This is a genomic window from Actinotalea lenta (assembly GCF_030586465.1).
Classification (GTDB): Bacteria; Actinomycetota; Actinomycetes; order Actinomycetales; family Cellulomonadaceae; genus Actinotalea; species Actinotalea lenta.
On record NZ_JAUQYP010000001.1, the window covers coordinates 2,091,766 to 2,112,177 of the forward strand.

The window sequence follows — 20,412 nt, forward strand, 5'->3', positions numbered from 1 at the left end:
TGGAGGCAGCGATGGGTGCGGTGACGGGCTCGGCGCACCCCGGCGGCCGTGCCGTGGCGGGTCGCGCCGCGGTCGCCCAGGCGGTGCTCGCCCGGGCGGAGGAGCGTACCGGTACCCGGCGCCAGCCGTGGGGCAGCGGGACCGTGGTGCAGCAGCGCGAGGTCCGTTCGCTGCCCGTGGACCCCGCACTGGACGGGTTGCTGCCTCGCGGGCTGGAGCGCGGCGCCACGGTGACCGTGGCGGGCTCTACCTCGCTGCTGCTCGCGATGCTGGCGCAGGCCTCGGCCGAGGGGGCCTGGGTCGCGGTCGTCGGCCTGCCGTCGGTCGGCCTGCTCGCCGCGCACCAGACCGGGTTGTCGTTGGAGCGGCTGGTCCTGGTGCCCGACGCAGGTCCGGACGGACCGCGGGTGCTGGCGGCGCTGGCGGACGGCGTCGACGCCGTGGTCGCCGGGGACGTCGCCCTCACCGACGCCGACCGCCGCCGGCTCAGCGCACGGGCCCGCGAGCGGTCCACCGTGCTGGTGACCACCCGGCCGTGGCCCGGCGCCTCCGTGGTGCTCACCGTCGAGAGCTCCCGCTGGTCGGGCGTCGGGCGCGGCGAGGGGCTGCTGCGGGAGCGTGTGCTCACGGTCAGCAGCGACGGGCGAGGGGCTGCCGGTCTGCGTCGGCGTACCGAGATCACGCTGCCGGTCGGTGCCGGCGGGGCCACCCACCGCGCAGCCGTCGCCCGGGTCGGCGAGGGCCGTGGCACGTCGCTGCTGGGGAGGCGGGCAGGATGACCACGACTCTGGCCGAGTCCGTCGCGCAACCCGCCCACCGGCCGCGCCGCACGGCAGCGCTGTGGGTGCCCGACTGGCCGGTGCTGGCGGCGATGGCCACCGAGCAGGTACCTGCCCACCTGCCGGCGGCGGTGCACGACGGACGACAGGTGCTCGCGGCCTCGGCCCCGGCGCGCCGGTCCGGGGTACGTCGGGGAATGCGGCGTCGGGCCGCCCAGCAGTGCTGCCCCGAGCTGGTGCTGCTCCCGGCTGACCCGGGCCGGGACGTCCGGGAGTTCGAGCAGGTCGTCCTCGCCGCGGAGACCGTGGTCGCCGGTCTGGAGGTGGTGCGTCCGGGGCTGCTGCTGCTGCCTGCCGCCGGCGCGGGCCGCTACCACGGCTCGGAGCGGACACTGGCCGAGCGGCTGGTGGATGCGGTCGCCACCGCGGGGCACGAGGCCAGCGTGGGCCTTGCCGACGGTGTGGGCGCGGCGGTGCTGGCCGCCAGGGCGCACGCGATGGTGGCTGCCGGGGCGACGGCGCAGTTCCTCGCCGGCCGGTCGGTGGCCGAGCTCCGGTACGTGACGACCGCAGCGGAGGTGGCGGACCTGGTGGACCTCCTGGTCCGCCTCGGGGTGCGCACGCTCGGTGACCTCGCCCTGCTGCCCAGGGCGGACGTACTTGCCAGGTTCGGCCCGTGGGGCGAGTGGGCGCACCGGGTCGCCTCCGGTCAGGACGACCGCCCGACCGCGCTGCGTCGGCCCGAGCGGGACATGGCGGTGTCCACCGAGCTCGACCCACCGGTGGAGCGGCTCGAGCAGACCGCGTTCGTCGCCCGCCGGCTGGCCGAGGAGCTGCACGCCGCGATGGTGACCGCCGGGGTGGGGTGCGGCAGGGTGCAGATCGCCGCCGCCACCACCGAAGGAGCCGAGCTGGTGCGCACCTGGCGCACCGACACGGCGCTCGGCGGCCTGTCGGTACCTCGGCTGACGGACCGGGTGCGCTGGCAGCTCGACGGCTGGCTGACGGCGCAGCGCACGCGGCGCAGCGGCGCGCAGGACCCGGCGCCGGGACCGCTGACCCGCCTCGCACTACGCGCCGAGGAGGTGGTCGCGGTCGGCTCGGAGCAGGGCCGGCTGTGGGGGCAGTCCGCCGGTGCGGACCTGCGGGCCCAGCGCGCCGTGCACCGCGTCCAGGGGCTGCTGGGGACCGAGGCGGTGCTGTCCGCCCGGGTCCAGGGCGGTCGTGAGGTACGCGACCAGGTGCACCTGGTGCCGTGGGGCGAGGACCGGCCCGCGGAGCGTCGCGTCGACGCCCCGTGGCCCGGCCGGCTCCCATCCCCGGCGCCCGCCACCGTGCCGGTCGAGCCGGTGGCGATCCAGCTGTGCGGCACCGACGGACGCCGCGTCGAGGTGGACCCCCGGCTCCGGATGAGCGCCGATCCGGCCGTGATCTGGTGGCCGGACGGCACCTCGCAGAGCTCGGTGACGGGCTGGGCCGGACCGTGGCCCGTGGTGCAGCGCTGGTGGTCCGGCACGGGGCATCACGCCGTGTACCTGCAGGTCACGGTGGACGACGGTCGTGCGGTGCTGCTCGCACTGCGCGACGGGGTGTGGACGCTCGAGGCGCACTATGACTGAGGTCCCGCGCTACGCGGAGCTGCACGCACACTCCGCATTCAGCTTCCTCGACGGCGCCAGCCAACCGGAGGATCTCGCGACCGAGGCAGCCCGGCTCGGGCTGAGCGCCATGGCTCTGACCGACCACGACGGGCTGTACGGCGTGGTGCGGTTCGCGCAGGCCGCGCGGGACGTGGGCCTGCCCACCGTGTTCGGGGCGGAGCTGCACCTGGCCACCGCCGAGGGCGTGCTGGACGAGCCCACCGGTACTCCCGACCCCCTCGCGACCCATCTGCTGGTGCTGGCCCGCGGGCCGGACGGCTACCGCGCGCTGTCCTCGGCGATCGCCGAGGGGCACCTGGCCACCGGCACCAAGGGCATGGCGCGCTACCGGCTCGAGGAGCTGGCGGCCGCGGCGGAGGGCCAGTGGCTCGTCCTGACCGGCTGCCGCAAGGGGGCGGTCCGCCAGGCGCTGGAGGGGACCGGCAGCAGGCGCCGGTCCCGGCGGGCCGGGCTGGATCTCGACGCGGGCCGCGTCGAGCTGGACCGGCTGGTCGCGCTGTTCGGGGCAGAGAACGTGGCTGTGGAGATCACCGACACCGCCGACCCGCGTGACCCGGAGCGCAACGACGCCCTGGCTGACCTCGCGTCGAGGGCACGCCTGCCCCTCGTGGCGACCACCGGCGCCCACCACGCGAGTCCCGTGGAGGCGGACCTGGCCGCCGCGCTCGCGGCCGTGCGGGCCCGGTCCAGCCTGGAGGAGGTCGACGGTTGGCTGCCCGGTGGCACCGGCCGGCACCTGCGGTCCGCGCAGGAGATGCTGGACCGCCACCGTCGGCACCCGCAGGCGGTGGCCACTGCGGCCGCCCTGGCCGACGAGTGCGCGTTCGACCTGTCCCTGGTCGCCCCGAGCCTGCCGCCGTACCCGGTGCCGCCCGGGCACGACGAGGCGAGCTGGTTGCGCGAGCTGGTGCGTCGTGGAGGTGAGGAACGCTACGGGCCGCCCGAGGCCGAGCGGGTCCCGGGAGCCTGGGCCCAGCTCGCCCACGAGCTCGACATCATCGAGCTGCTCGGCTTCCCGGGGTACTTCCTCATCGTGCGGGACCTGACCGACTTCTGCCGGCGGCGCGGGATCCTGTGCCAGGGACGTGGGTCGGCGGCGAACTCGGCGGTCTGCTACGCGCTGGGCGTCACGGCCGTGGACGCCGTCCGGCACGGCCTGCTCTTCGAACGGTTCCTGGCCCCGGAGCGGGACGGCCCCCCGGACATCGACGTCGACATCGAGTCCGGCCGGCGTGAGGAGGTCATCCAGTACGTCTACGAGCGCTTCGGGCGTCGGCACGCCGCACAGGTGGCCAACGTGATCTCCTACCGGCCGCGGTCCGCGGTCCGCGACGCCGCCCGGGCACTCGGCTACGACGTGGGCCAGCAGGACGCCTGGAGCAAGTCCGTCGAGCGGTGGGGGTCGCTCAAGGGGCCCGAGCCGGCGAGCTCGTGGTGGACCATGCACCGGTCCGGACCGGTCGCGCCTGCCGCGATCGGCCTGGGCTCCGGCCCGGACGCTGACCAGGCCGTGGGACGGCCGGTCGGGCGCAGCGAGTCGACCTGGACGCCGACGCTGGGGCGTCGCGGGTCCCGGGACGAGGTGCCTGGCACCGCCACCGCCGACGGGCACGACGTGGTCCCGACGCACCGACCGCCAGCGGCCACCGAGGAGGGGTTCATCCCCGCCGACGTCGTCGACCTGGCCGAACGGTTCCTGCGACTGCCCCGCCACCTGGGCATCCACTCCGGTGGCATGGTGATGTGCGACCGTCCGGTCATCGAGGTCTGCCCGGTCGAGTGGGCGCGCATGCCCGGCCGCACGGTGCTGCAGTGGGACAAGGAGGACTGCGCGGACGCCGGCCTGGTGAAGTTCGACCTGCTGGGCCTGGGCATGCTGTCCGCGCTGCGCATCGCATTCGAGCTGATCGCCCGGCACGAGGGGGTCCAGCTCAGTCTGCACACCCTGCCTCAGGAGGTCCCGGCGGTCTACGACCTGCTGTGTGCCGCGGACACCGTCGGCGTGTTCCAGGTGGAGTCCCGCGCCCAGATGGCGACCCTGCCCCGGCTCCGGCCGCGGGAGTTCTACGACATCGTCATCGAGGTCGCTCTGATCCGTCCCGGTCCGATCCAGGGCGGTTCGGTGCACCCCTACATCGACAGGGTCCGGGGCCGGCAACCGGTCACCTACGCCCACCCGCTCCTGGAGAGGTCGCTGGCGAAGACCAAGGGCGTGCCCCTGTTCCAGGAGCAGCTCATGCAGATGGCGATCGACGTGGCGGGCTTCACCGGCTCGGAGGCGGACCAGCTGCGTCGGGCGATGGGGTCCAAGCGGTCCATGGAACGCATGGAGGCGTTGCGGGCCCGGCTGATGAGCGGCATGGCCGAGCGCGGCGTCCCACCGGACGTCCGCGAGGAGATCTACGACAAGCTCAAGGCGTTCGCCGACTTCGGGTTCCCCGAGTCGCACGCATACTCGTTCGCCTACCTCGTCTACGCCAGCGCGTGGCTGAAGATGCACCACCCCGCGGCGTTCTACGCGGGACTGCTAGCCGCGCAGCCGATGGGCTTCTACTCGCCGCAGTCGCTGGTCGCCGACGCGCGCCGGCACGGGGTGACGGTGCTGCGACCCGACGTGCAGGCCTCCGACGTGCTGGCCGGTCTGGAGCGGGTGCAGCCCGGCGGCGACGACGGGCGGTGGTCGGCGCCGCCGGACCTGCCACCGGGGGCCGAGGTCCGCCCCGGGCAGGTAGCGCTCGCGGTGGACCGCGCGCTCGCGGTCCGGATGGGCCTGGCCGGTGTGCGAGGGGTGGGGGAGCAGGTCGCGACGACGCTCGTGACCGAGCGCACCGAGCACGGACCGTTCGCGCACCTGCGGGACCTGGTGCGGCGGGTGCGGCTGACCACGGCCCAGCTCGAGGCCTTGGCCACGGCGGGGGCGCTGGGCTGCTTCGGGGTGGACCGGCGCGAGGGTCTGTGGGCCGCGGGGGCGCTCGCCCAGGAGGGACCGGACACCCTGCCTGGCGTGTCGGTCGGGGTCGACGCGCCCACGCTTCCCGGCATGGACGAGGTCGAGACGGCAATGGCCGACGTGTGGGCCACCGGGGTCTCGGTGGACTCCTACCCGACGCAGTACGTCCGCGAGGGTCTGGACGCCGCCGGGGTGCTCCGGGTCGCCGACGCCCACCGGCACGAACCGGGCCGGCGGGTCGCGGTAGCCGGCGTGGTCACGCACCGCCAGCGGCCGGGCACCGCCGGTGGGGTCACGTTCCTGTCCCTGGAGGACGAGACCGGGCTGCTCAACGTCATCTGCAGCGCCGGCGTGTGGCAGCGGTTCCGCACCACGGCCCGGACGTCAGCCGCGCTCGTCGTCCGCGGTGTCCTGGAGCGCGCCGACGGGGCGACCAACGTGGTGGCCGAGCACATGTCGCCACTGTCGCTGCGGGTGCCCTCCCGGTCCCGCGACTTCCACTGAGCCCTCTCCACGGAGCCGACGTCCCGCCCGCCGGGCGCTGGCTCAGGCCTGCTCGCCGTCCCGCTCCTCGCCCGCCGGATGCTCCGTGGGGCCGACCAGCTCCTCGAGCGCTGCCATGTCGGTCGGCGGGTCGACGGTGCGCAGCCGGGAGAACACCGTCCACGCGACCGCGACCAGGGGGACCGCGACGACCGCCCCGAGGATTCCCGCGACCAGCGTCCCTGCGGTGACGGACAGCGCGACGACCACCGGGTGCAACGACACCTGCTTGCCCATCACCAAGGGCTGCAGCACATGGCCCTCGAACTGCCCGATCAGGGCGATCACGACACCAACGAGCAGTGCGTTGACCAGACCGTTCGCGGCCAGGGCCACGATCATCGCGATGACCATCGCCAGCGGCGCACCGATCAGCGGGATGAACGCCCCGATGAACACCAGCACCGCAAGGGGAGCCGCGAGCGGGACCCCGAGGATGAGCAGCCCGATGGCCGCCAGGACCGCGTCCGAGGCGGCCACGATGAACGTGCCGCGGGTGTAGCCGGAGAAGGTGTACCAGGCGACCCCGCCGCCGATGTACCACGACGGCCGGAACCGCTCAGGGAGCTGGTTGAGGAACCACGCCCACATCTCCGCGCCGCGGGTCAGGAAGAACGCCGTGAAGAACGTCGCGAGCGCCAGGGTCGTGAACACCTCGGCAACCGAGCCTGCGCTGCTCAGGGCGGTGCTGGCGACTGCGCTGGAGTTGTTCTGCACCCACTGCTGGGCCTGGTCCAGCCAGCTCTGCACGCTGGCATTGGTGATCTTCAGGTGCAGCCGGGAGTTCTCCAGGAAGGTCAGGATCGTGGTGATGCCCTGGCTGAACTGGCGGACGAGCTTGTCCCACTGCCCGGCGACGGAGAACCCGATGTAGGTGAACATCCCGGCGATCACGGCGAAAGCGAGGATGATCGACGCCGCCGTCGCCAGCCCGCGTGGTATGAACCGGTTCAGCGCGTTGACCACGGGACGCAGCACCGAGGTGAAGACCAGCGACAGGAACACTGCGATGAACAGCAGCAGGACCTTCGTGGTCGCGAAGAACACCAGCGACACGGCGGCGACGACCACGATCAGCCGCCAGGACCACGCGGCTGCGGCGCGCAGCCAGAGCGGCGCGATCTCCACGGGCTCGTTGTGTCGGCGCGACCCCGCCACTCGTCCGACCACGCGGCTTCCCCCGGGCAGCTGAGCGCCCGCGGTGCGCGGGCGCTCAGTGGCGCCGGACTCGTCGCGATCGCTCACTGCCGACCTCCTCGGCGCAGGGGTGACGGCCCTGCGTGGCTGCCAGTCTGCCGCAGGGTGCCGCGTCATGAGGGGCAACCACTCCGTGCTATCTTGGCTGCCGCGCTCGGCGCCCCTCGTGGGGGAGCCGGGTCCACCTCGTCCGGGTGGCGGAATGGCAGACGCGCTAGCTTGAGGTGCTAGTGCCCGTATAGGGCGTGGGGGTTCAAGTCCCCCTCCGGACACTCGTTGAGACAGCGAGCCGACGGGCCGTGACCAGCAGAGATGCGGGTCGCGGCCCGTCGTGCTCGATGCTCAGTCCGCCGGCGTGCGGGCGGAGCGTGCACCGGCGCGTCACCGCCTCGTGCCTGAGCAGCCCGAGGTCGCACGGCACGTGCTCGCTCGGCCGCGCGGGGCTACGGTCGAAGCATGACCATCGAAGACGTCGGTCCACACCCCCAGGCGTTCGACCTGGAGTCCGAGACACGCGCGAACCGGAGCTACCGCACCGTTGCCTGGAGTGGTCGGTACCTGCAGGTCACCCTCATGTCGATCCCGGTCGGTGGCGACATCGGCCTGGAGGCGCACCCGGAGACAGACCAGTTCATCCGGCTCGACGGTGGCCGTGGTCGGGTGCAGATGGGGCCCGCCGAGGATGAGCTGACCTTCGACCGAGAGGTCACGGACGGTTGGTGCGTCGTCGTGCCGGCGGGGAGCTGGCACAACATCACCAACGTCGGCGACGAACCGCTGCAGGTCTACACCGTCTATGCGCCGCAGCACCACAAGCCGGGCAAGGTGCAGGAGACCAAGGCGATGGCTGACGACGACACGGACGACGAGCCTGCGTCGTGGTCCGTGCAACCGCAGCCTGTCGCTGATCGGCACGCGTGAGCTGAGCCGCCCTGGCGGCACCGGCTCGACGACGGCGGTCGCTCTGCCGTCCGGGCTCTCGGTCGTGCGCGTCGCGCAAGGGGTCTGCGGCGGACCTGTGAGGGTCATGGCTCTCGGCGTTCGGCCGGGTAGCGTCGGTCCCGGTCGACCACGGGGGCGACGATGAACAGGCGAGCGCACGGCGCGGCAGGTCTGCTGATCGCTGCGGCCGCGTCCCTGCCTGCGGCCTGCGCGAGCCAAGGGGACCTGGAGATCGACAACGTCAGCGGCGAGAGCGGCGTGCACGTCGACACGGGTGACGAGCAGGTGGACGTCCCGGCGGCCGGCGGTGTGACCCTCCTCGACTACGGCTGCACCCCCGGTGACGTCACGGTCAGGTTCGCGTCCGGGGACGAGGTGGTGCTCCGCGGGCCGGTGTGCCCCGACCAGCGGATCGTGATCCGGCACGGGACGGCGACGCTGCACCCGGCCTCCTCCGGCGGTCCGTGACGAGGCGGGGCCGTCGGCGCGCGACGACGGGGCGTCCCGGGAGGTTAGGGTTCCGGGCGTGGACCCCGCCGACGCGCCCGAGGAACGACCCGCCACCCGGACCCAGGTCGAGCACCTGCGCCGGGTCGTGCTGACCGTCGCCGGCCTGAACGCCGGCTACTTCGTCGTGGAGTTCGCCGTCGCGCTGGTCGCGGGCTCGGTCGCCCTGCTGGCCGACAGCGTCGACTTCCTCGAGGACACCTCGGTCAACCTGCTGATCGCGATGGCCCTCAGCTGGTCGCTCGCGCGCCGCGCCTGGATGGGCAAGGCGATGGCGGTGATCATCCTCGGTCCCGCGGTGGTGGCCGGGGTCGAGGCCATCCAGCGCTTCGGGGACCCGACCGCACCGCGGGTGGTACCGCTCGTGCTCGCCTCCCTCGGGGCGATCGCCGTGAACGGCACGTGTGCGTGGCTGCTCACATCGGTGCGTCAGCACGGTGGGTCGCTCAGCCGCGCTGCCTTCCTCTCGGCCCGCAACGACGTCCTGGTGAACCTCGCGATCATCGCGATGGGATTCGTGACCCTGTGGACCGGGTCCGGCTGGCCGGACCTCGTGCTGGGCTGCTTCATCATCCTGCTGGCCTTCCGCGCCGCCTGGGAGGTCTGGGAGGTCAGCGAGGAGGAGAGGCTCGCCGCCAAGGCGCTCGCCGGCGAGGTCATCGACTGACCCCGCCCGTGCGGGGGCGCGGTACGGTGTCCCGCCGCTAGTCTCGCGGCGCGCGCAGCCCGCACCGCTCGAGAGGTGACCCGATGGACATGCTTCAGGCCCTGCTGCTGGGCATCGTCGAGGGAGTGACGGAGTTCCTCCCGGTGTCCAGCACGGGGCACCTGACGATCGTCGAAGAGCTGTTGGGGATGAAGGTCGACGACGCGGGCGTGACCGCCTTCACGGCGATCATCCAGGTCGGCGCGATCATCGCGGTGGTCGGTTACTTCGCGCGGGACATCGTCGCCCTCGTCCGTGCCTGGGCGGTGGGTCTGGGCAACCGGGAGCAGCGCGGCGTGGACTACCGGCTCGCGTGGTTCGTCATCATCGGCTCGATCCCGGTGGGGATCGTCGGCTTCCTGGCCAGGGACGTCATCTCCGGCGGTCTGCGCAACCTGTGGGTGGTCGTCGCCGCCCTGGTCCTGTGGTCCATCCCGATGGTGCTCGCCGAGCGGGTCGGGCGGCGGATCCGCCCCCTGGAACAGGTGACGATCCGCGACGCCGTGGTGATCGGCCTGGTGCAGTGCCTCGCGCTGATCCCCGGCGTGTCACGCTCCGGTGCCACGATCAGCGCCGGTCTGTTCCTGGACATCGACCGGGTCGCGGCCACGCGCATCTCGTTCTACCTGTCCATCCCCGCCCTGGTCGCCGCCGGTGGGTACGAGGCAGCGACCCAGGCGAGCGCCATCAGCGCCTCGGTCGGGTGGGGGCCGACGATGCTGGCGATGCTCGTGAGCCTCGTCGTGGCGTGGGTGTCGATCGCCTGGCTGCTGCGCCTGGTCGCACACCACTCGATCGTGGTGTTCGTCTGGTACCGCGTGGCGCTCGCCGCCGTGGTGGCCGGGCTCCTGGCGGCCGGGGTCATCGCCGCGGCCTGAACGGCGCGGTGCAGCCAACCGGCCGCCGCAGTGGCGTGTCGGTGCCGGCGCGTAGCGGCGCCGAGCCGTCGTGGGAGCTCGAGTCGGGGAACCCCGCGCGTTCGTCGGACGAGGCAGGTCCCTGGGGTCCGGCTGAGCGCTCCCGGTGAGGAGCGAGCAGGCGTCCTCGTGCCGTTGGACGTGCTCGTGGGCGGACGCACCGGCGGATCTGGCGGGCTACGGGCCAGGTGCCGGTACCGTGGGCAGCCCCGCGGGACCGAGGTCGCGCGGGCGATCCGGAGATCGACGTGAGGAGCATGCGGATGCCTGGGGCGGCCGCGGTCTGCGAGGTGGCCGTCATGGCCTGCTCGGGTGACCCCGCTCGTCTCCGCGACCCGCGCTGACGCCCGCACCGCTCTGTGACGGCCGCGCTGCCGCGGCAGCACACGGATCTGGGCCTTCTCGTGGCCCCCGACGACGTCGTGCTGCCGGACCGCACAGCGCGAGTCTCTGCCCATCGCCGGCCGCCGCGCCGGCCCCGAGTGGCGGTGCGCCTGCCCCCCCGGGGTAGCCGTCGGCGACCTCACCCGACCGGAAGCAGACCATGGACCCACTGACCGAGACCCAGCTCCGCACCTCGTTCGTCAACGCCTCCCGCCGTGAAGCGGCGAAGGCGACCCTGCCCGACCTGTCCGCCTGTCGATGGGACGACCTCGACTACCTCGGCTGGCGCGACCGCAAGGCGCCGCTGCTCGCCTACGCCGTGATCCCCGTCGCCGGGGAGCCCGTGGGAATCCTGCTGCGGTCGAGCGACGCGGCACGTTCGCCCCGCAAGGCCCTGTGCGCATGGTGCGAGGACGTGGTCGCCACCGATGACGTGTCGCTGTACGTCGCTCGCCGCGGTGGTGCCCCCGGGCGCCGCGGCGACAGCATCGGCACGCTGATCTGCACGCAGTTCCTGTGCTCCCGCAACGTGCGGCGTGTGCCGTCCCGGGCGGAGGCGGGGACGGGTTCGCAGGCTGACCGCGAGCTCATCGTGCGGCGCAGGATCGCGGGCCTGCGTGAACGCGCTGCCCGGTTCGCAGGCGAGGTCCGGCGCACCTGCTGAGTGCCGCGAGGACGGGCGACGGCTCGTGCCGTCGCCCGTCCTCAGCGCGCGAGGTGCTCGCGCAGGAACGCTGTCGTCTGCTGCCATGCCGCCGCCGACGCCTCGGCGTGATAGTTGACGAAGTCGGGGTTGTCGAAGGCGTGGTCGGCGCCCTCGTGCAGCTCCACCCTCGCGCCGTTCGCCTCCACGGCCTCCGTGATCCGTGCCACCTTCTCCGGGTCGAGGTAGCCGTCGGCGGTACCGAAGTGGAAGAGCGCCGGCGCGGTCAGCTGCGGAGCGAGGTGCAGGAGGTCCGGCAGGGCCGAGCCGTAGTAGGCGACCAGCGCGTCCGGCGCGTCGACCGCTGCGACGTTGAACGCCATCCCGCCGCCGAAGCAGAACCCCAGCAGCCCGGCCCGACCGATCACCGACGGGCGCTCCCGCAGCGCGCGTAGCGCGGCAACGGTGTCCGTGACCCCCGTCTCCCAGTCGAAACGGGACGCCAGGTCCATGCCCTGGCCGAGCATCTCCGGTCCATTGGGCACCGAGGTCACCCCGAGCCGCCAGAAGAGATGGGGCACGAGGACCACGTACCCGAGGTCGGCGAGGTCCGCAGCACGCTGCCGGATGTAGGGACTGACCCCGAAGATCTCCTGGACCAGCACCACGCCGGGCCCTTCGGCGCCCTCCGGGAGCCACAGGTCTGCGGGCATCCGGCCGTCAGTCAGGGGGATGGTCACACGCTCGCTCATGCGGTGAGTATCTCGGTCGTGGCGTGGGATCTCCATCGGACCACGCCAAGGGGACCGAGTGCCTCCGCGCCGGCGTTCGTCCGGCGGCGCATCCCGTGCGCCCGGGTCGCGCCGCGGCCCGTTTCGTGTTCTCCTAAGGGCGCCTGCACGGGCGCCATGATCGTCCGCCCAGCAAGAAGGCGGCGGGAATGGCTCATCCTCGCCGCGCGTTGGGCCGATCGGGGGAAGGCGCAGCGTTCGACCCCAGAGAGGCACGACCATCATCCCCATCGTCTTCGTCCACGGGACCCGGACCTCGGCAGCGATCTGGGACCCCCAGGTCGAGGCCCTCGCGGCGGCAGGCCACGGAACGCACGCGATCGACCTGCCCGGCCACGGCAGCCGTGTCGCCGAGCGCTTCACCCTCGAGGGCGCCCTGCAGGCGATCGACGCCGCCGTGGAAGCCCAGCCGGTGCCGCCGCTGCTCGTCGGGTTGTCCCTGGGCGGCTACACGTCCCTGGCCTACGCGGCGCTCTACCAGGAGAAGCTTGCGGGCGTCGTGCTCTCCGGCTGCTCCACGGAGATCGCGGGGAAGCCGCTGCGGCTCTACCGCCGCTGGAGCACCCGGATCGCCGACACGTTCCGCCCCGGTGGCACCTGGCACGTGGTCGCGGACATGCTGCACGCGATGCACGGCTACTCTGCGCTGGCGGACCTACGACGGCTCCTGGTGCCCGTGTGGCTCGTCAACGGTCGCCGCGACCCGCTGCGGTGGGGTGAGCGCCGGATGGTGGCTGCGCATCCGCTGGCCCGCCTCCACGTGGTCGACCGCGCCGGGCACGACGTGAACAGCCACGCACCGACGGCCTACACGCGCATCCTCCTCGACGCCCTGGCCGAGCTCACCCCGGCTGAGGTCCGCTCGCTGGCCGGTTGAGCGCACCGGTCGGGTGATGCACCACCCGGCCGCTCGGCACGTCCCGCGCCGCAGCGCGGGGATACCGTGGTGCCGAGCCCCCGGGGAGGACGACCGTGCGGCGGACCCTTCTGGCGCGAGACGTGCGCGACGCGGTCCTCGGGGCGTGCGCGACGGCAGCCGGGTTGCTGCTGGCCTCCAGGGTGGTGGCCGGGCTGCACGTGGAGCACTGGTGGTCGACGCTGGCGGTCGCGCTCCTCGTCGGTGCGCTGGACACGGCGCTGCGCCCGATCCTGCGACCAGCCGCGATGCGCCTGGGTGTCCCGGGCGCGATGGTGCTCGGCGTCCTCGGTCAGCTCGTTGGCGTGCACGTGTCGCTGATCCTCGTCCCGGGTGTGGACGTCTCGAGCTGGGCCGCGAGTGCGGCGACGCTCGGCGTGGTCGCGCTCGTGCTCGTCGTCGTCCGATGGCTGCTGGGGGCGGACGACCGGGACTACCTGGTCGCTGACCTGCTGCGTCGCGCCCGGCCGGCCGGTGGACCGTCCGAGGGGCGACGCCCCGGCCTGGTCGTGGTGCAGATCGACGGCCTGGGCTACCCGACCCTGCGGCATGCGATCGCGTCGGGCGACGCCCCGACCCTGGCAGGGTGGTTGCGACGCGGCAGCCATCGCGCCGAGCGGTGGTGGTCCCGCGTGCCCTCGACGACGCCGGCCGCCCAGGCGGGGCTGTTGCACGGGACGAACGACGGGATCCCCGCGTTCCGCTGGTACGACAAGGCCGCCGGCCGGCTCGTGGTGACCAACCACCCCACCGACGCGGCCCTGGTCGAGAAGCGGCTCTCGGACGGCCGCGGCCTGCTCGCGGGTGGCGGCGCCGCCGTGTCGACGATGTTCAGCGGCGACGCCGACACGTCCCTCATGGTGATGAGCAAGGCCGGAGGTGGGGGTGGTCTCGGTCCGGGTGGGGCGTACCTGCGCTTCTTCGCGCGCCCGTTCGTGCTCGCCAGGGCCCTCATGCTGACGGTCGGCGAGATCCTCAAGGAGGTCGGCCAGTCGCGTCGTCAGCGGAGTCGCCGGGTATGGCCCCGGGTCCCCCGACGTGGCGCCTACGTGCTGCTCCGCGCCGTGACCAACGTGCTGCTGCGCGACCTCAACGTGGCACTGGTGGCCGAGCAGATGGCCCGAGGGGCCCCCGTGGTGTTCGTGGACCTGGTGGACTACGACGAGATCGCGCACCACAGTGGCGTGGCGCGGCGAGAGGCTCTCGACGCGCTGGCCGGCGTCGACGCGGCGATCGGCACGCTCGAGCGGTTCGCCGAGCGGTGTCCGCGCGAGTACCAGTTCGTCGTGCTCTCCGACCACGGGCAGAGCCAAGGACCGACGTTCGCCCAGCTCGCGGGCCGCTCGCTGGAGGACCTGGTCGCCGAGCTCATCGGCGTGGATGGTGGTCAGCTCGTCAGCGCGACCGGCGAGGAGGAGGTGTGGGGCCCGCTGGCGACCTTCCTCACGGACGTCCCCGGGGGCTCGAGCACGCGCTGGGCGGCCGGTGCGCGCCACCCGGAGCGGCTGGGCAGGAACCGCCGGGGCGACGGCCACCGGGCGGCGCGGGACGCCGCGCCCGGCGACGGCGCCGTGGTCGCGGCGTCGGGCAACGTGGGACTCGTCTGGTTCCCGGCGATGCCCGGCAGGGTCCCTGTGGAGGCCCTGGCCGAGCGGTTCCCCGCGCTGGTGCCCGGGCTCCTCGAGCGCCCCGAGGTTGGCTTTCTCGTCGTCGACAGTGCTCGAGGGCCGCTCGCCGTCGGACCGCACGGCGTGCACGTGCTGCGCGACGGCGAGGTGCGAGGTGCCGACCCCCTGGTGGCGTTCGGACCATGGGCCGCCGCGGACCTGCTGCGTGTGTGCAGCATGCCCGAGTCGCCCGACGTCCTCGTGCACTCCGCCTATGACGAGCAGGCGGGGGAGGTCTACGCGTTCGAGGAGCTCGTGGGGTCGCACGGCGGCCTGGGCGGCGACCAGAACCACGCCGTCCTGCTGCACCCGTCGGTGTGGCAGATCGACCCCGACCTGCTCGACGGGTCGGGTGGTGACGAGGCCGTGCTGCGCGGCGCGGACGTCGTGTTCCGGCAGCTCGTGGCCTGGACGCGGCGCGCGGGGATCCGGGCCGAGCCGGGGGAGTCCGGGGCAGCGGGGCAGTCCCCGCGGCGGGGCCCCGCCCGCGCCAGGGACGACGTGGAGGGCGCCGGGTGAGACTGACGTGGTGGGGTCACTCCTCGGTGCTGCTCGAGGCGGACGGGGTGGCAGTGGTCGCAGACCCCGTGCTGCGCAGCCGCGCCGGGTTGCTGCGGCACGTCAGTCCACCGCCCGACCGCGCGTGGCAACGTCCCGACGCCGTCCTCATCTCCCACCTGCACCACGACCACTGCGACCTGCCGAGCCTGCGTGGCCTGGGCGCCCCCCTCGTGCTCGTGCCGCCGGGGTCTGGTTCCTGGCTGCGCGGGCGCGGGATCCAGGGGGTGCGCGAGCTCGCCCCCGGCGACTCCGCCCGCATCGGTCCCGGCGTTCGGGTGACCGCCGTGCCCGCCGTGCACAGCGGGCGTCGCGAACCGTGGGGGCCGGAGGCCATCGCGACCGGGCACCTGCTCGAGGGGCCCCGGACGACGAGCTGGCTGGCCGGCGACACGGCCCTGTTCGAGGGCATGCGCGAACTGCCCGCGATCGCGTCGCGGAACCACATCGACCTCGCCGTGGTCCCGGTGTGGGGGTGGGGGCCGAACCTGGGACCAGGCCACCTGGACCCCCACCAGGCGGCTGAGGCCGTGGCGCGGGCTCGGGCCGAGCACGCCGTGGCCGTGCACTGGGGGAGCCTTCACCCGGCCGGGATGCGGCGCGCGATGCGGCACCACCTGCGCACCCCGGGGGACCGGTTCGTGGCCGCGGTGCGCACCGTGGCGCCGACGACCACGGTGCACGCCCTGAACCCGGGCGAGACGCTGCGGATCTGATCGGGCCGCCGTCGTCACGCGCCGTTCTGGGCAACCTCGTTCATCACGCGCTGCACCGCGCTGCTGCGCCGCGGTCCCACCCGTGCGGCGAGCCGACCCAGCGCGCGGCGCAGGGCGGCGGCGCTCTGCGGGTCGGTGCCGAACGCCGAGATCTCGGTCCAGGCCAGGTCGAGCAGGCCGTCCCACCCCGGGGCCGGACGGGTGACCAGCGTCCGCCCGTCCCGGACCACGGCGCGGGCCCCCAGGCGGCGGCCGGCGGCGTCCCCGAGCACCTGCCCGAGATGGTCGATGGCCTGGCTGGCCGTGGTCGGGTCGTTCACCCCCGGGGACAGGGCACGGACCGCGATGTCGACCAGGAGCCGGATCGGGAAGGCCGGGTCGGCGTCGACGGTGCGCTCGTCACCCACCTGGAGGGTGCCGCGGATCGCCTCGGCGACCGGCTCGTCGGGATCGACCGGCTCGCCCGTGCTGAGCCGGGTGAGGATCGCGATCGCCTCGCGGGACGGCAGGAAGGCACCGATCGGCAGCGTGAGAGCGATGTGCAGGTCGTGCTCCTGGGCGATCCGTACGAGCGCGTCGACGTCGACGTCGAGCAGGTGGCCGTGGCCGGACTCTCGCCACACGACGCCGGCCGCCGGCAGCCCGGCCCAGTCCACGGTGGCCTGCTCGGGCATCATCGTCGGCACGAGGTCCGGATCCTCGGTGGCGGGATCGGGGTAGGTGCGCGCGAGCACGGTGCGCGCGTCGTGGGTCAGCCGCGCCATGGTTCGCCCGGGGCGCAGCATCGCGGTGAGTCGGTCCAGCAGCCCGATGAAGAGCAGGACGGTGGCCGTCGCCCCGGCCATCGCCACCGTGGTGGCGACCGTGGCGACGCCGGGGTGCTCCTTGTTCACGGCGAGCATGACGAGGATCGCGTAGATGAAGGTGCCCAGCGCACCGCCGAGGCTGAGCCGCAGGAGGCGCTCGCGCCGCAGCTGCTCGACGAGTCGCGGCGCGTAGGTGGTGGCACCGAACTGGAGAGCGAGCGTCGCGATGGTCAGCACGAAACCGGCCAGGCTCAGGGTGCTGCCACCGATCGCAGGCAGGATGCGCTGCGCGACGTCCACCGTCGTGACGCGCGGCAGGGGACCCACCCAGCTGGGCAACGTCGCCGTGAGTGCGGCCAGGCTCGCGCCTGCCAGCACCGCCACGACGGGGATGCCCAGGAGCGAGCGGAACCAGCGTGCGACGACCGCTCGGAACCGCCAGGGCAGCGGCCCTGCCGGGTTCATCGCTGCTCCTGATCGCCTTGTCGCCGCCCTGGTGCAAGGGTCGCCGGGCGTGCGCCGGGCAGGTGCTCGAAGATCAGGCTGGTCTCCGTGTGGGAGATCTCCGGGCGCGCGGAGAGCTGGTCGACCACGAACGTCCGCAGGGTCTCGGTGTCGCGGGCCGCCACCCGGACCAGGAAGTCGTCGCTGCCCGCCACGAAGTAGACGTCCAGCACCTCGGGCCTGGCGGCGAGCTCGTGACCCAGCTGGGACATGGCGGCGCGTGCGGTGCCTTGCACCCGGACGGCGATCATCACCTGGAGCTGCTGCCCCAGCGCTGCCGGATCGATGTCGGCGTGGAAGCCGCGGATCACGCCGGCCTCGCGCAGTGCCCGGACGCGCGCCAAGCACGTCGACGGCGCGACGCCCACCAGGTCGGCGAGCGCGTTGTTGGCGATCCGGGCGTCCGCGCGCAGCACGCGCAGGATCGCCCGGTCGGTCGCGTCGAGCGCGGGTCGCCGAACTTTCTTCGACGGTAAGGACCGTGTCAGGGCGGGAGACGAAGAAGTGATAGCCACATCTCGACCCTAGTCGAAGGATCTGCGGCAGCAACCCACCGGAAACGCATCATCACTCAAACTTGTGGAGTCGGCCACACCATGAGCGGAGATCACGATGCAGATCGGGATTCCTACCGAGCGCAAGATTCACGAGTACCGGGTGGCGGTCACACCCGCGGGCGTCCATCAGCTCGCAGCGGCCGGTCACGACGTGCTCGTGGAAGCGGGTGCGGGTGCCGGTTCGGCGATCACGGATGACGACTACCGTGCCGCGGGCGCGACGGTCGTCCCTACCGCCGAGGACGTCTGGGCGGCCGAGATGATCTGCAAGGTCAAGGAGCCCATCGCCTCGGAGTACGGCTACCTGCGGCGTGACCAGGTCCTGTTCACCTACCTGCACCTCGCCGCCGACCGTGCCTGCACCGACGCGCTGCTGGGTGCCGGGACGACCGCGATCGCCTACGAGACGGTGCAGCTCGACGACGGCTCGCTGCCGCTGCTCGCGCCGATGAGTGAGGTCGCCGGTCGCCTCTCGATGCAGGTCGGGGCCTACCACCTGATGCGTTCCCAGGGCGGCCGCGGGCTGCTCCCGGGCGGCGTCCCTGGCGTCGCTCCGGCGAAGGTCGTGGTGCTGGGCGGCGGTGTGGCAGGCCACCATGCGATCGAGGTGGCTGTCGGGATGCGCGCAGACGTGACAGTGCTGGACGTCTCGTTGCCGCGGTTGCGCGAGCTCGACGCGCTGTGGGGTGGTCGGGTGCGCACGCTGGCGTCGACCCCTTACGCGATCGAGGCCGCGGTGCTCGAGGCCGACCTCGTGATCGGTGCGGTGCTGGTGACCGGCGCGCGGGCGCCGAAGCTGGTGAGCAACGAGCTGGTGTCGCGGATGAAGCCGGGTTCGGTGCTCGTCGACATCGCCGTGGACCAGGGCGGCTGCTTCGCCGACACCCGACCCACGACGCACGCCGAGCCCACCTTCGAGGTGCACGGCTCGGTGTTCTACTGCGTGGCGAACATGCCCGGCGCGGTTCCCGCGACGTCCACGGCGGCGCTGACCAACGCGACGCTGCCGTACCTGACCCGGCTGGCCGACGCGGGTTGGCAGTCGGCGCTCGCGCAGGACGAGGCGCTCCGCCACGGCTTGACCACCCACCACGGCGCCCTGCTCAACGCTGCGGTCGCGCAGGCCCACGGGTACGCCCTCACCGACCCGGCCGCCCTGCTCGTCGGCTGAGCCGGGCGATCCGGCGACCCCGGACCGCCCCGACGTCCTAGGGTCGCCTCCGTGGAACCTGTCGAGCTCACCGACGGGGTCGTGCGGCTGAGCGTGCCGACCGCTGCGCACGTCGACGCGATCACCGTGGCCTGCCAAGACCCGCAGATCCAGGCGTGGACCACCGTGCCGAGCCCGTACGAGCGCGAGCACGCGGAGGGCTTCGTCCAGGGGTGGGGCGTCCGCGGGTGGGCCGAGGACCGCCATGCCACCTGGGGGATCTGGGAGACCGGGGTTCTGCGCGGCATGGTCGGGCTCGCGATGCACCCGCCCGGCTCGGCGGAGATCGGCTACTGGATGGCGCCCGAGGGCCGAGGCAGGGGTGTGCTGCACCGGGCCGTCCTGCTCGTGCTCGGCTGGGCGTTCGACGACCCCTGCGGGCCTCGGCTCGAGCAGGTCGAGTGGCACGCGTTCGCCGGCAACTGGCCCTCGTGGCGCGTGGCGTGGCGGGTGGGGTTCCGGTTCGAGGCCGCCGTGCGACTCGGAGCCGACCAGCGCGGCGAGCGGCGGGGCGACTGGGGCGCGACCCTGCTGCGGGACGATCCACGCGAGCCCGTGGCGCCGTGGCCCGCCACCGCCATCGCCGCCCCGACACCGCCGGACGGCCCCGTGCACGCCGTGCCGGACCGCGCGTAGCGCTACCCGTACCGGCGCACGAGCTCGGCCAGCTGAGCGCCGTACCCGCCGCCGAACAGCACCGCGTGCATGCCCACCGGGTACACCTGGTGCAGGCCCACCAGGTCACGCCACCCGTCGGGCAGGTCGGCGGCCTCCTGGTAGCTGTCGAGCACCCGGCTCAGGTGCGGCAGGCCGAAGAGCATGAGCATCGCCAGGTCGGTGACCGGGTGCCCCCCGTGCGCGGCAGGGTCGATGAGCACCGCGCCGCGATCGGTCCACATCACGTTGCCCGACCACAGGTCGCCGTGCAGCCTCGCGGGTGCCAGCCCGTCGTCGAAGTCCCCGGACCGCAACCGGTCGGCGAGCCGGTCGAGGTCGGACCTCAGGGCGTGCGGCAGCGCGCCACGCTGGGCCAGCAGGTCGCGCACCTGCTCCACCCGGCGGTCGGCCTGGAACGCCCCCCAGGTCTCGCGGTCGTCGGCGAGCAGCGGCAGAGGCTCGTCCAGCGGGCCGAAGAACCCGTCGCCCTCCCAGCCGTCCGGTGGGGCACCGAACGCGTCCGCGCCGGCCGCGTGCGTCGCGGCGAGCGACCGTCCGAGCTCCTCGGCCGCGGTGGCGTCGGGTGCGGCGGGGGAGAGCCGCTCGAGCTCGAGCGCATCCTCGGCCACTGCCAGTACTCCGACCACCGCCGCGCCGCCCGGCGCGGCGGCCAGCCACCGGAGGCCGGCGGCCTCGCAGGCGAAGAACCCGCGCGGGGCGTCGGGCCGGTGCTTGCGGAACGTGGCTGCCATCGCCCCAGTCCATCACGGCGTGCGCGTCCAGGTCGGCCCGCGCCCGCGC

The 20,412-nt window shown here is 73.6% G+C and carries 18 protein-coding genes and 1 tRNA gene; 14 read left to right on the forward strand and 5 right to left on the reverse strand.

Translation table 11 applies throughout. From position 1 onward, the window contains the following. Positions 1-11 precede the first annotated feature (11 nt). Genes imuA' through Q6348_RS10025 form a run of 3 tightly spaced genes read left to right on the forward strand, consistent with a single transcriptional unit; the run spans position 12 to position 5,894 of the window. Positions 12-779 (forward strand): DnaE2-dependent mutagenesis accessory factor ImuA', encoded by a 768-nt coding sequence (imuA', locus tag Q6348_RS10015; protein WP_304601150.1) that lies wholly within the window; start codon positions 12-14, stop codon positions 777-779. Continuing rightward, the gene (locus tag Q6348_RS10020; RefSeq protein WP_304601151.1) at positions 776-2,398 is read left to right on the forward strand and encodes a DNA polymerase Y family protein; all 1,623 of its coding nucleotides are present in this window, start codon (positions 776-778) and stop codon (positions 2,396-2,398) included. The genes imuA' and Q6348_RS10020 overlap by 4 nt, the downstream gene beginning before the upstream one ends. Then, on the forward strand, positions 2,391-5,894 hold the full coding sequence (locus Q6348_RS10025) for an error-prone DNA polymerase (protein WP_304601152.1): 3,504 nt from the start codon (positions 2,391-2,393) through the stop codon (positions 5,892-5,894). The genes Q6348_RS10020 and Q6348_RS10025 overlap by 8 nt, the downstream gene beginning before the upstream one ends. A gap of 42 nt (positions 5,895-5,936) precedes the next feature. Here Q6348_RS10025 and Q6348_RS10030 read toward each other — a convergent pair whose 3' ends face one another. Next, entirely contained in the window at positions 5,937-7,178 is a 1,242-nt protein-coding gene (locus Q6348_RS10030; RefSeq protein ID WP_304601153.1) for an AI-2E family transporter, read from the reverse strand. 140 nt (positions 7,179-7,318) lie between these two features. Here Q6348_RS10030 and Q6348_RS10035 point away from each other — a divergent pair. The 6 genes from Q6348_RS10035 (at position 7,319) to Q6348_RS10060 (ending at position 11,250) form a co-directional block, all read left to right on the forward strand. Further along, positions 7,319-7,402, forward strand: a tRNA-Leu gene (locus tag Q6348_RS10035). A 184-nt stretch (positions 7,403-7,586) separates the two neighbouring features. Then, complete coding sequence (locus Q6348_RS10040; protein WP_304601154.1) at positions 7,587-8,051, forward strand: cupin domain-containing protein; 465 nt, start codon at positions 7,587-7,589, stop codon at positions 8,049-8,051. A gap of 162 nt (positions 8,052-8,213) precedes the next feature. Beyond that, positions 8,214-8,540 (forward strand): hypothetical protein, encoded by a 327-nt coding sequence (locus tag Q6348_RS10045; RefSeq protein ID WP_304601155.1) that lies wholly within the window; start codon positions 8,214-8,216, stop codon positions 8,538-8,540. 58 nt (positions 8,541-8,598) lie between these two features. Beyond that, positions 8,599-9,246, forward strand: coding sequence for a cation efflux transmembrane domain-containing protein (locus Q6348_RS10050; protein WP_304601156.1), 648 nt, complete (start codon positions 8,599-8,601; stop codon positions 9,244-9,246). A gap of 83 nt (positions 9,247-9,329) precedes the next feature. Beyond that, the gene (locus Q6348_RS10055) at positions 9,330-10,163 is read left to right on the forward strand and encodes an undecaprenyl-diphosphate phosphatase (RefSeq protein WP_304601157.1); all 834 of its coding nucleotides are present in this window, start codon (positions 9,330-9,332) and stop codon (positions 10,161-10,163) included. Positions 10,164-10,746: 583 nt separating this feature from the next. Continuing rightward, positions 10,747-11,250, forward strand: coding sequence for an FBP domain-containing protein (locus Q6348_RS10060; RefSeq protein ID WP_304601158.1), 504 nt, complete (start codon positions 10,747-10,749; stop codon positions 11,248-11,250). Between the two features lie 41 nt (positions 11,251-11,291). On the opposite strand, the gene Q6348_RS10065 is transcribed toward Q6348_RS10060, so the two are convergent. Continuing rightward, positions 11,292-11,981 (reverse strand): dienelactone hydrolase family protein, encoded by a 690-nt coding sequence (locus tag Q6348_RS10065; RefSeq protein ID WP_304601159.1) that lies wholly within the window; start codon positions 11,979-11,981, stop codon positions 11,292-11,294. A 268-nt stretch (positions 11,982-12,249) separates the two neighbouring features. On the opposite strand from Q6348_RS10065, the gene Q6348_RS10070 reads away from it, so the two are divergent. From Q6348_RS10070 to Q6348_RS10080, 3 genes are all read left to right on the forward strand, one after another. Next, positions 12,250-12,897 (forward strand): alpha/beta fold hydrolase, encoded by a 648-nt coding sequence (locus Q6348_RS10070; protein ID WP_304601955.1) that lies wholly within the window; start codon positions 12,250-12,252, stop codon positions 12,895-12,897. A 95-nt stretch (positions 12,898-12,992) separates the two neighbouring features. Continuing rightward, positions 12,993-15,122, forward strand: coding sequence for a phage holin family protein (locus Q6348_RS10075; protein ID WP_304601160.1), 2,130 nt, complete (start codon positions 12,993-12,995; stop codon positions 15,120-15,122). Beyond that, positions 15,119-15,877, forward strand: coding sequence for an MBL fold metallo-hydrolase (locus tag Q6348_RS10080; protein ID WP_304601161.1), 759 nt, complete (start codon positions 15,119-15,121; stop codon positions 15,875-15,877). Before Q6348_RS10075 ends, Q6348_RS10080 begins: the two co-directional genes overlap by 4 nt. Before the next feature lie 14 nt (positions 15,878-15,891). Here the strand turns inward: Q6348_RS10080 and Q6348_RS10085 are convergent, their stop codons facing one another. After that, a complete protein-coding gene (locus tag Q6348_RS10085; RefSeq protein WP_304601162.1) occupies positions 15,892-17,148 on the reverse strand; it encodes a DUF2254 domain-containing protein in 1,257 nt (418 codons plus the stop codon). Continuing rightward, the gene (locus Q6348_RS10090) at positions 17,145-17,702 is read right to left on the reverse strand and encodes an Lrp/AsnC family transcriptional regulator (protein ID WP_304601163.1); all 558 of its coding nucleotides are present in this window, start codon (positions 17,700-17,702) and stop codon (positions 17,145-17,147) included. The genes Q6348_RS10085 and Q6348_RS10090 overlap by 4 nt, the downstream gene beginning before the upstream one ends. Positions 17,703-17,799: 97 nt before the next feature. On the opposite strand from Q6348_RS10090, the gene ald reads away from it, so the two are divergent. Further along, positions 17,800-18,915 (forward strand): alanine dehydrogenase, encoded by a 1,116-nt coding sequence (gene ald / locus Q6348_RS10095; protein ID WP_304601164.1) that lies wholly within the window; start codon positions 17,800-17,802, stop codon positions 18,913-18,915. 51 nt (positions 18,916-18,966) lie between these two features. Then, on the forward strand, positions 18,967-19,590 hold the full coding sequence (locus Q6348_RS10100) for a GNAT family N-acetyltransferase (RefSeq protein ID WP_304601165.1): 624 nt from the start codon (positions 18,967-18,969) through the stop codon (positions 19,588-19,590). A gap of 2 nt (positions 19,591-19,592) precedes the next feature. Here the strand turns inward: Q6348_RS10100 and Q6348_RS10105 are convergent, their stop codons facing one another. Continuing rightward, entirely contained in the window at positions 19,593-20,363 is a 771-nt protein-coding gene (locus Q6348_RS10105; RefSeq protein ID WP_304601166.1) for a fructosamine kinase family protein, read from the reverse strand. Between the last annotated feature and the right edge of the window lie 49 nt (positions 20,364-20,412).

Coding starts and splice junctions, on each gene's coding strand:
- imuA' (WP_304601150.1), top strand. CDS start 12: ATGGGTGCGGTGACGGGCTCGGCGCACCCCGGCGGCCGTGCCGTGGCG.
- Q6348_RS10020 (WP_304601151.1), top strand. CDS start 776: ATGACCACGACTCTGGCCGAGTCCGTCGCGCAACCCGCCCACCGGCCG.
- Q6348_RS10025 (WP_304601152.1), top strand. CDS start 2,391: ATGACTGAGGTCCCGCGCTACGCGGAGCTGCACGCACACTCCGCATTC.
- Q6348_RS10040 (WP_304601154.1), top strand. CDS start 7,587: ATGACCATCGAAGACGTCGGTCCACACCCCCAGGCGTTCGACCTGGAG.
- Q6348_RS10045 (WP_304601155.1), top strand. CDS start 8,214: ATGAACAGGCGAGCGCACGGCGCGGCAGGTCTGCTGATCGCTGCGGCC.
- Q6348_RS10055 (WP_304601157.1), top strand. CDS start 9,330: ATGGACATGCTTCAGGCCCTGCTGCTGGGCATCGTCGAGGGAGTGACG.
- Q6348_RS10060 (WP_304601158.1), top strand. CDS start 10,747: ATGGACCCACTGACCGAGACCCAGCTCCGCACCTCGTTCGTCAACGCC.
- Q6348_RS10065 (WP_304601159.1), bottom strand. CDS start 11,981: ATGAGCGAGCGTGTGACCATCCCCCTGACTGACGGCCGGATGCCCGCA.
- Q6348_RS10085 (WP_304601162.1), bottom strand. CDS start 17,148: ATGAACCCGGCAGGGCCGCTGCCCTGGCGGTTCCGAGCGGTCGTCGCA.
- ald (WP_304601164.1), top strand. CDS start 17,800: ATGCAGATCGGGATTCCTACCGAGCGCAAGATTCACGAGTACCGGGTG.
- Q6348_RS10105 (WP_304601166.1), bottom strand. CDS start 20,363: ATGGCAGCCACGTTCCGCAAGCACCGGCCCGACGCCCCGCGCGGGTTC.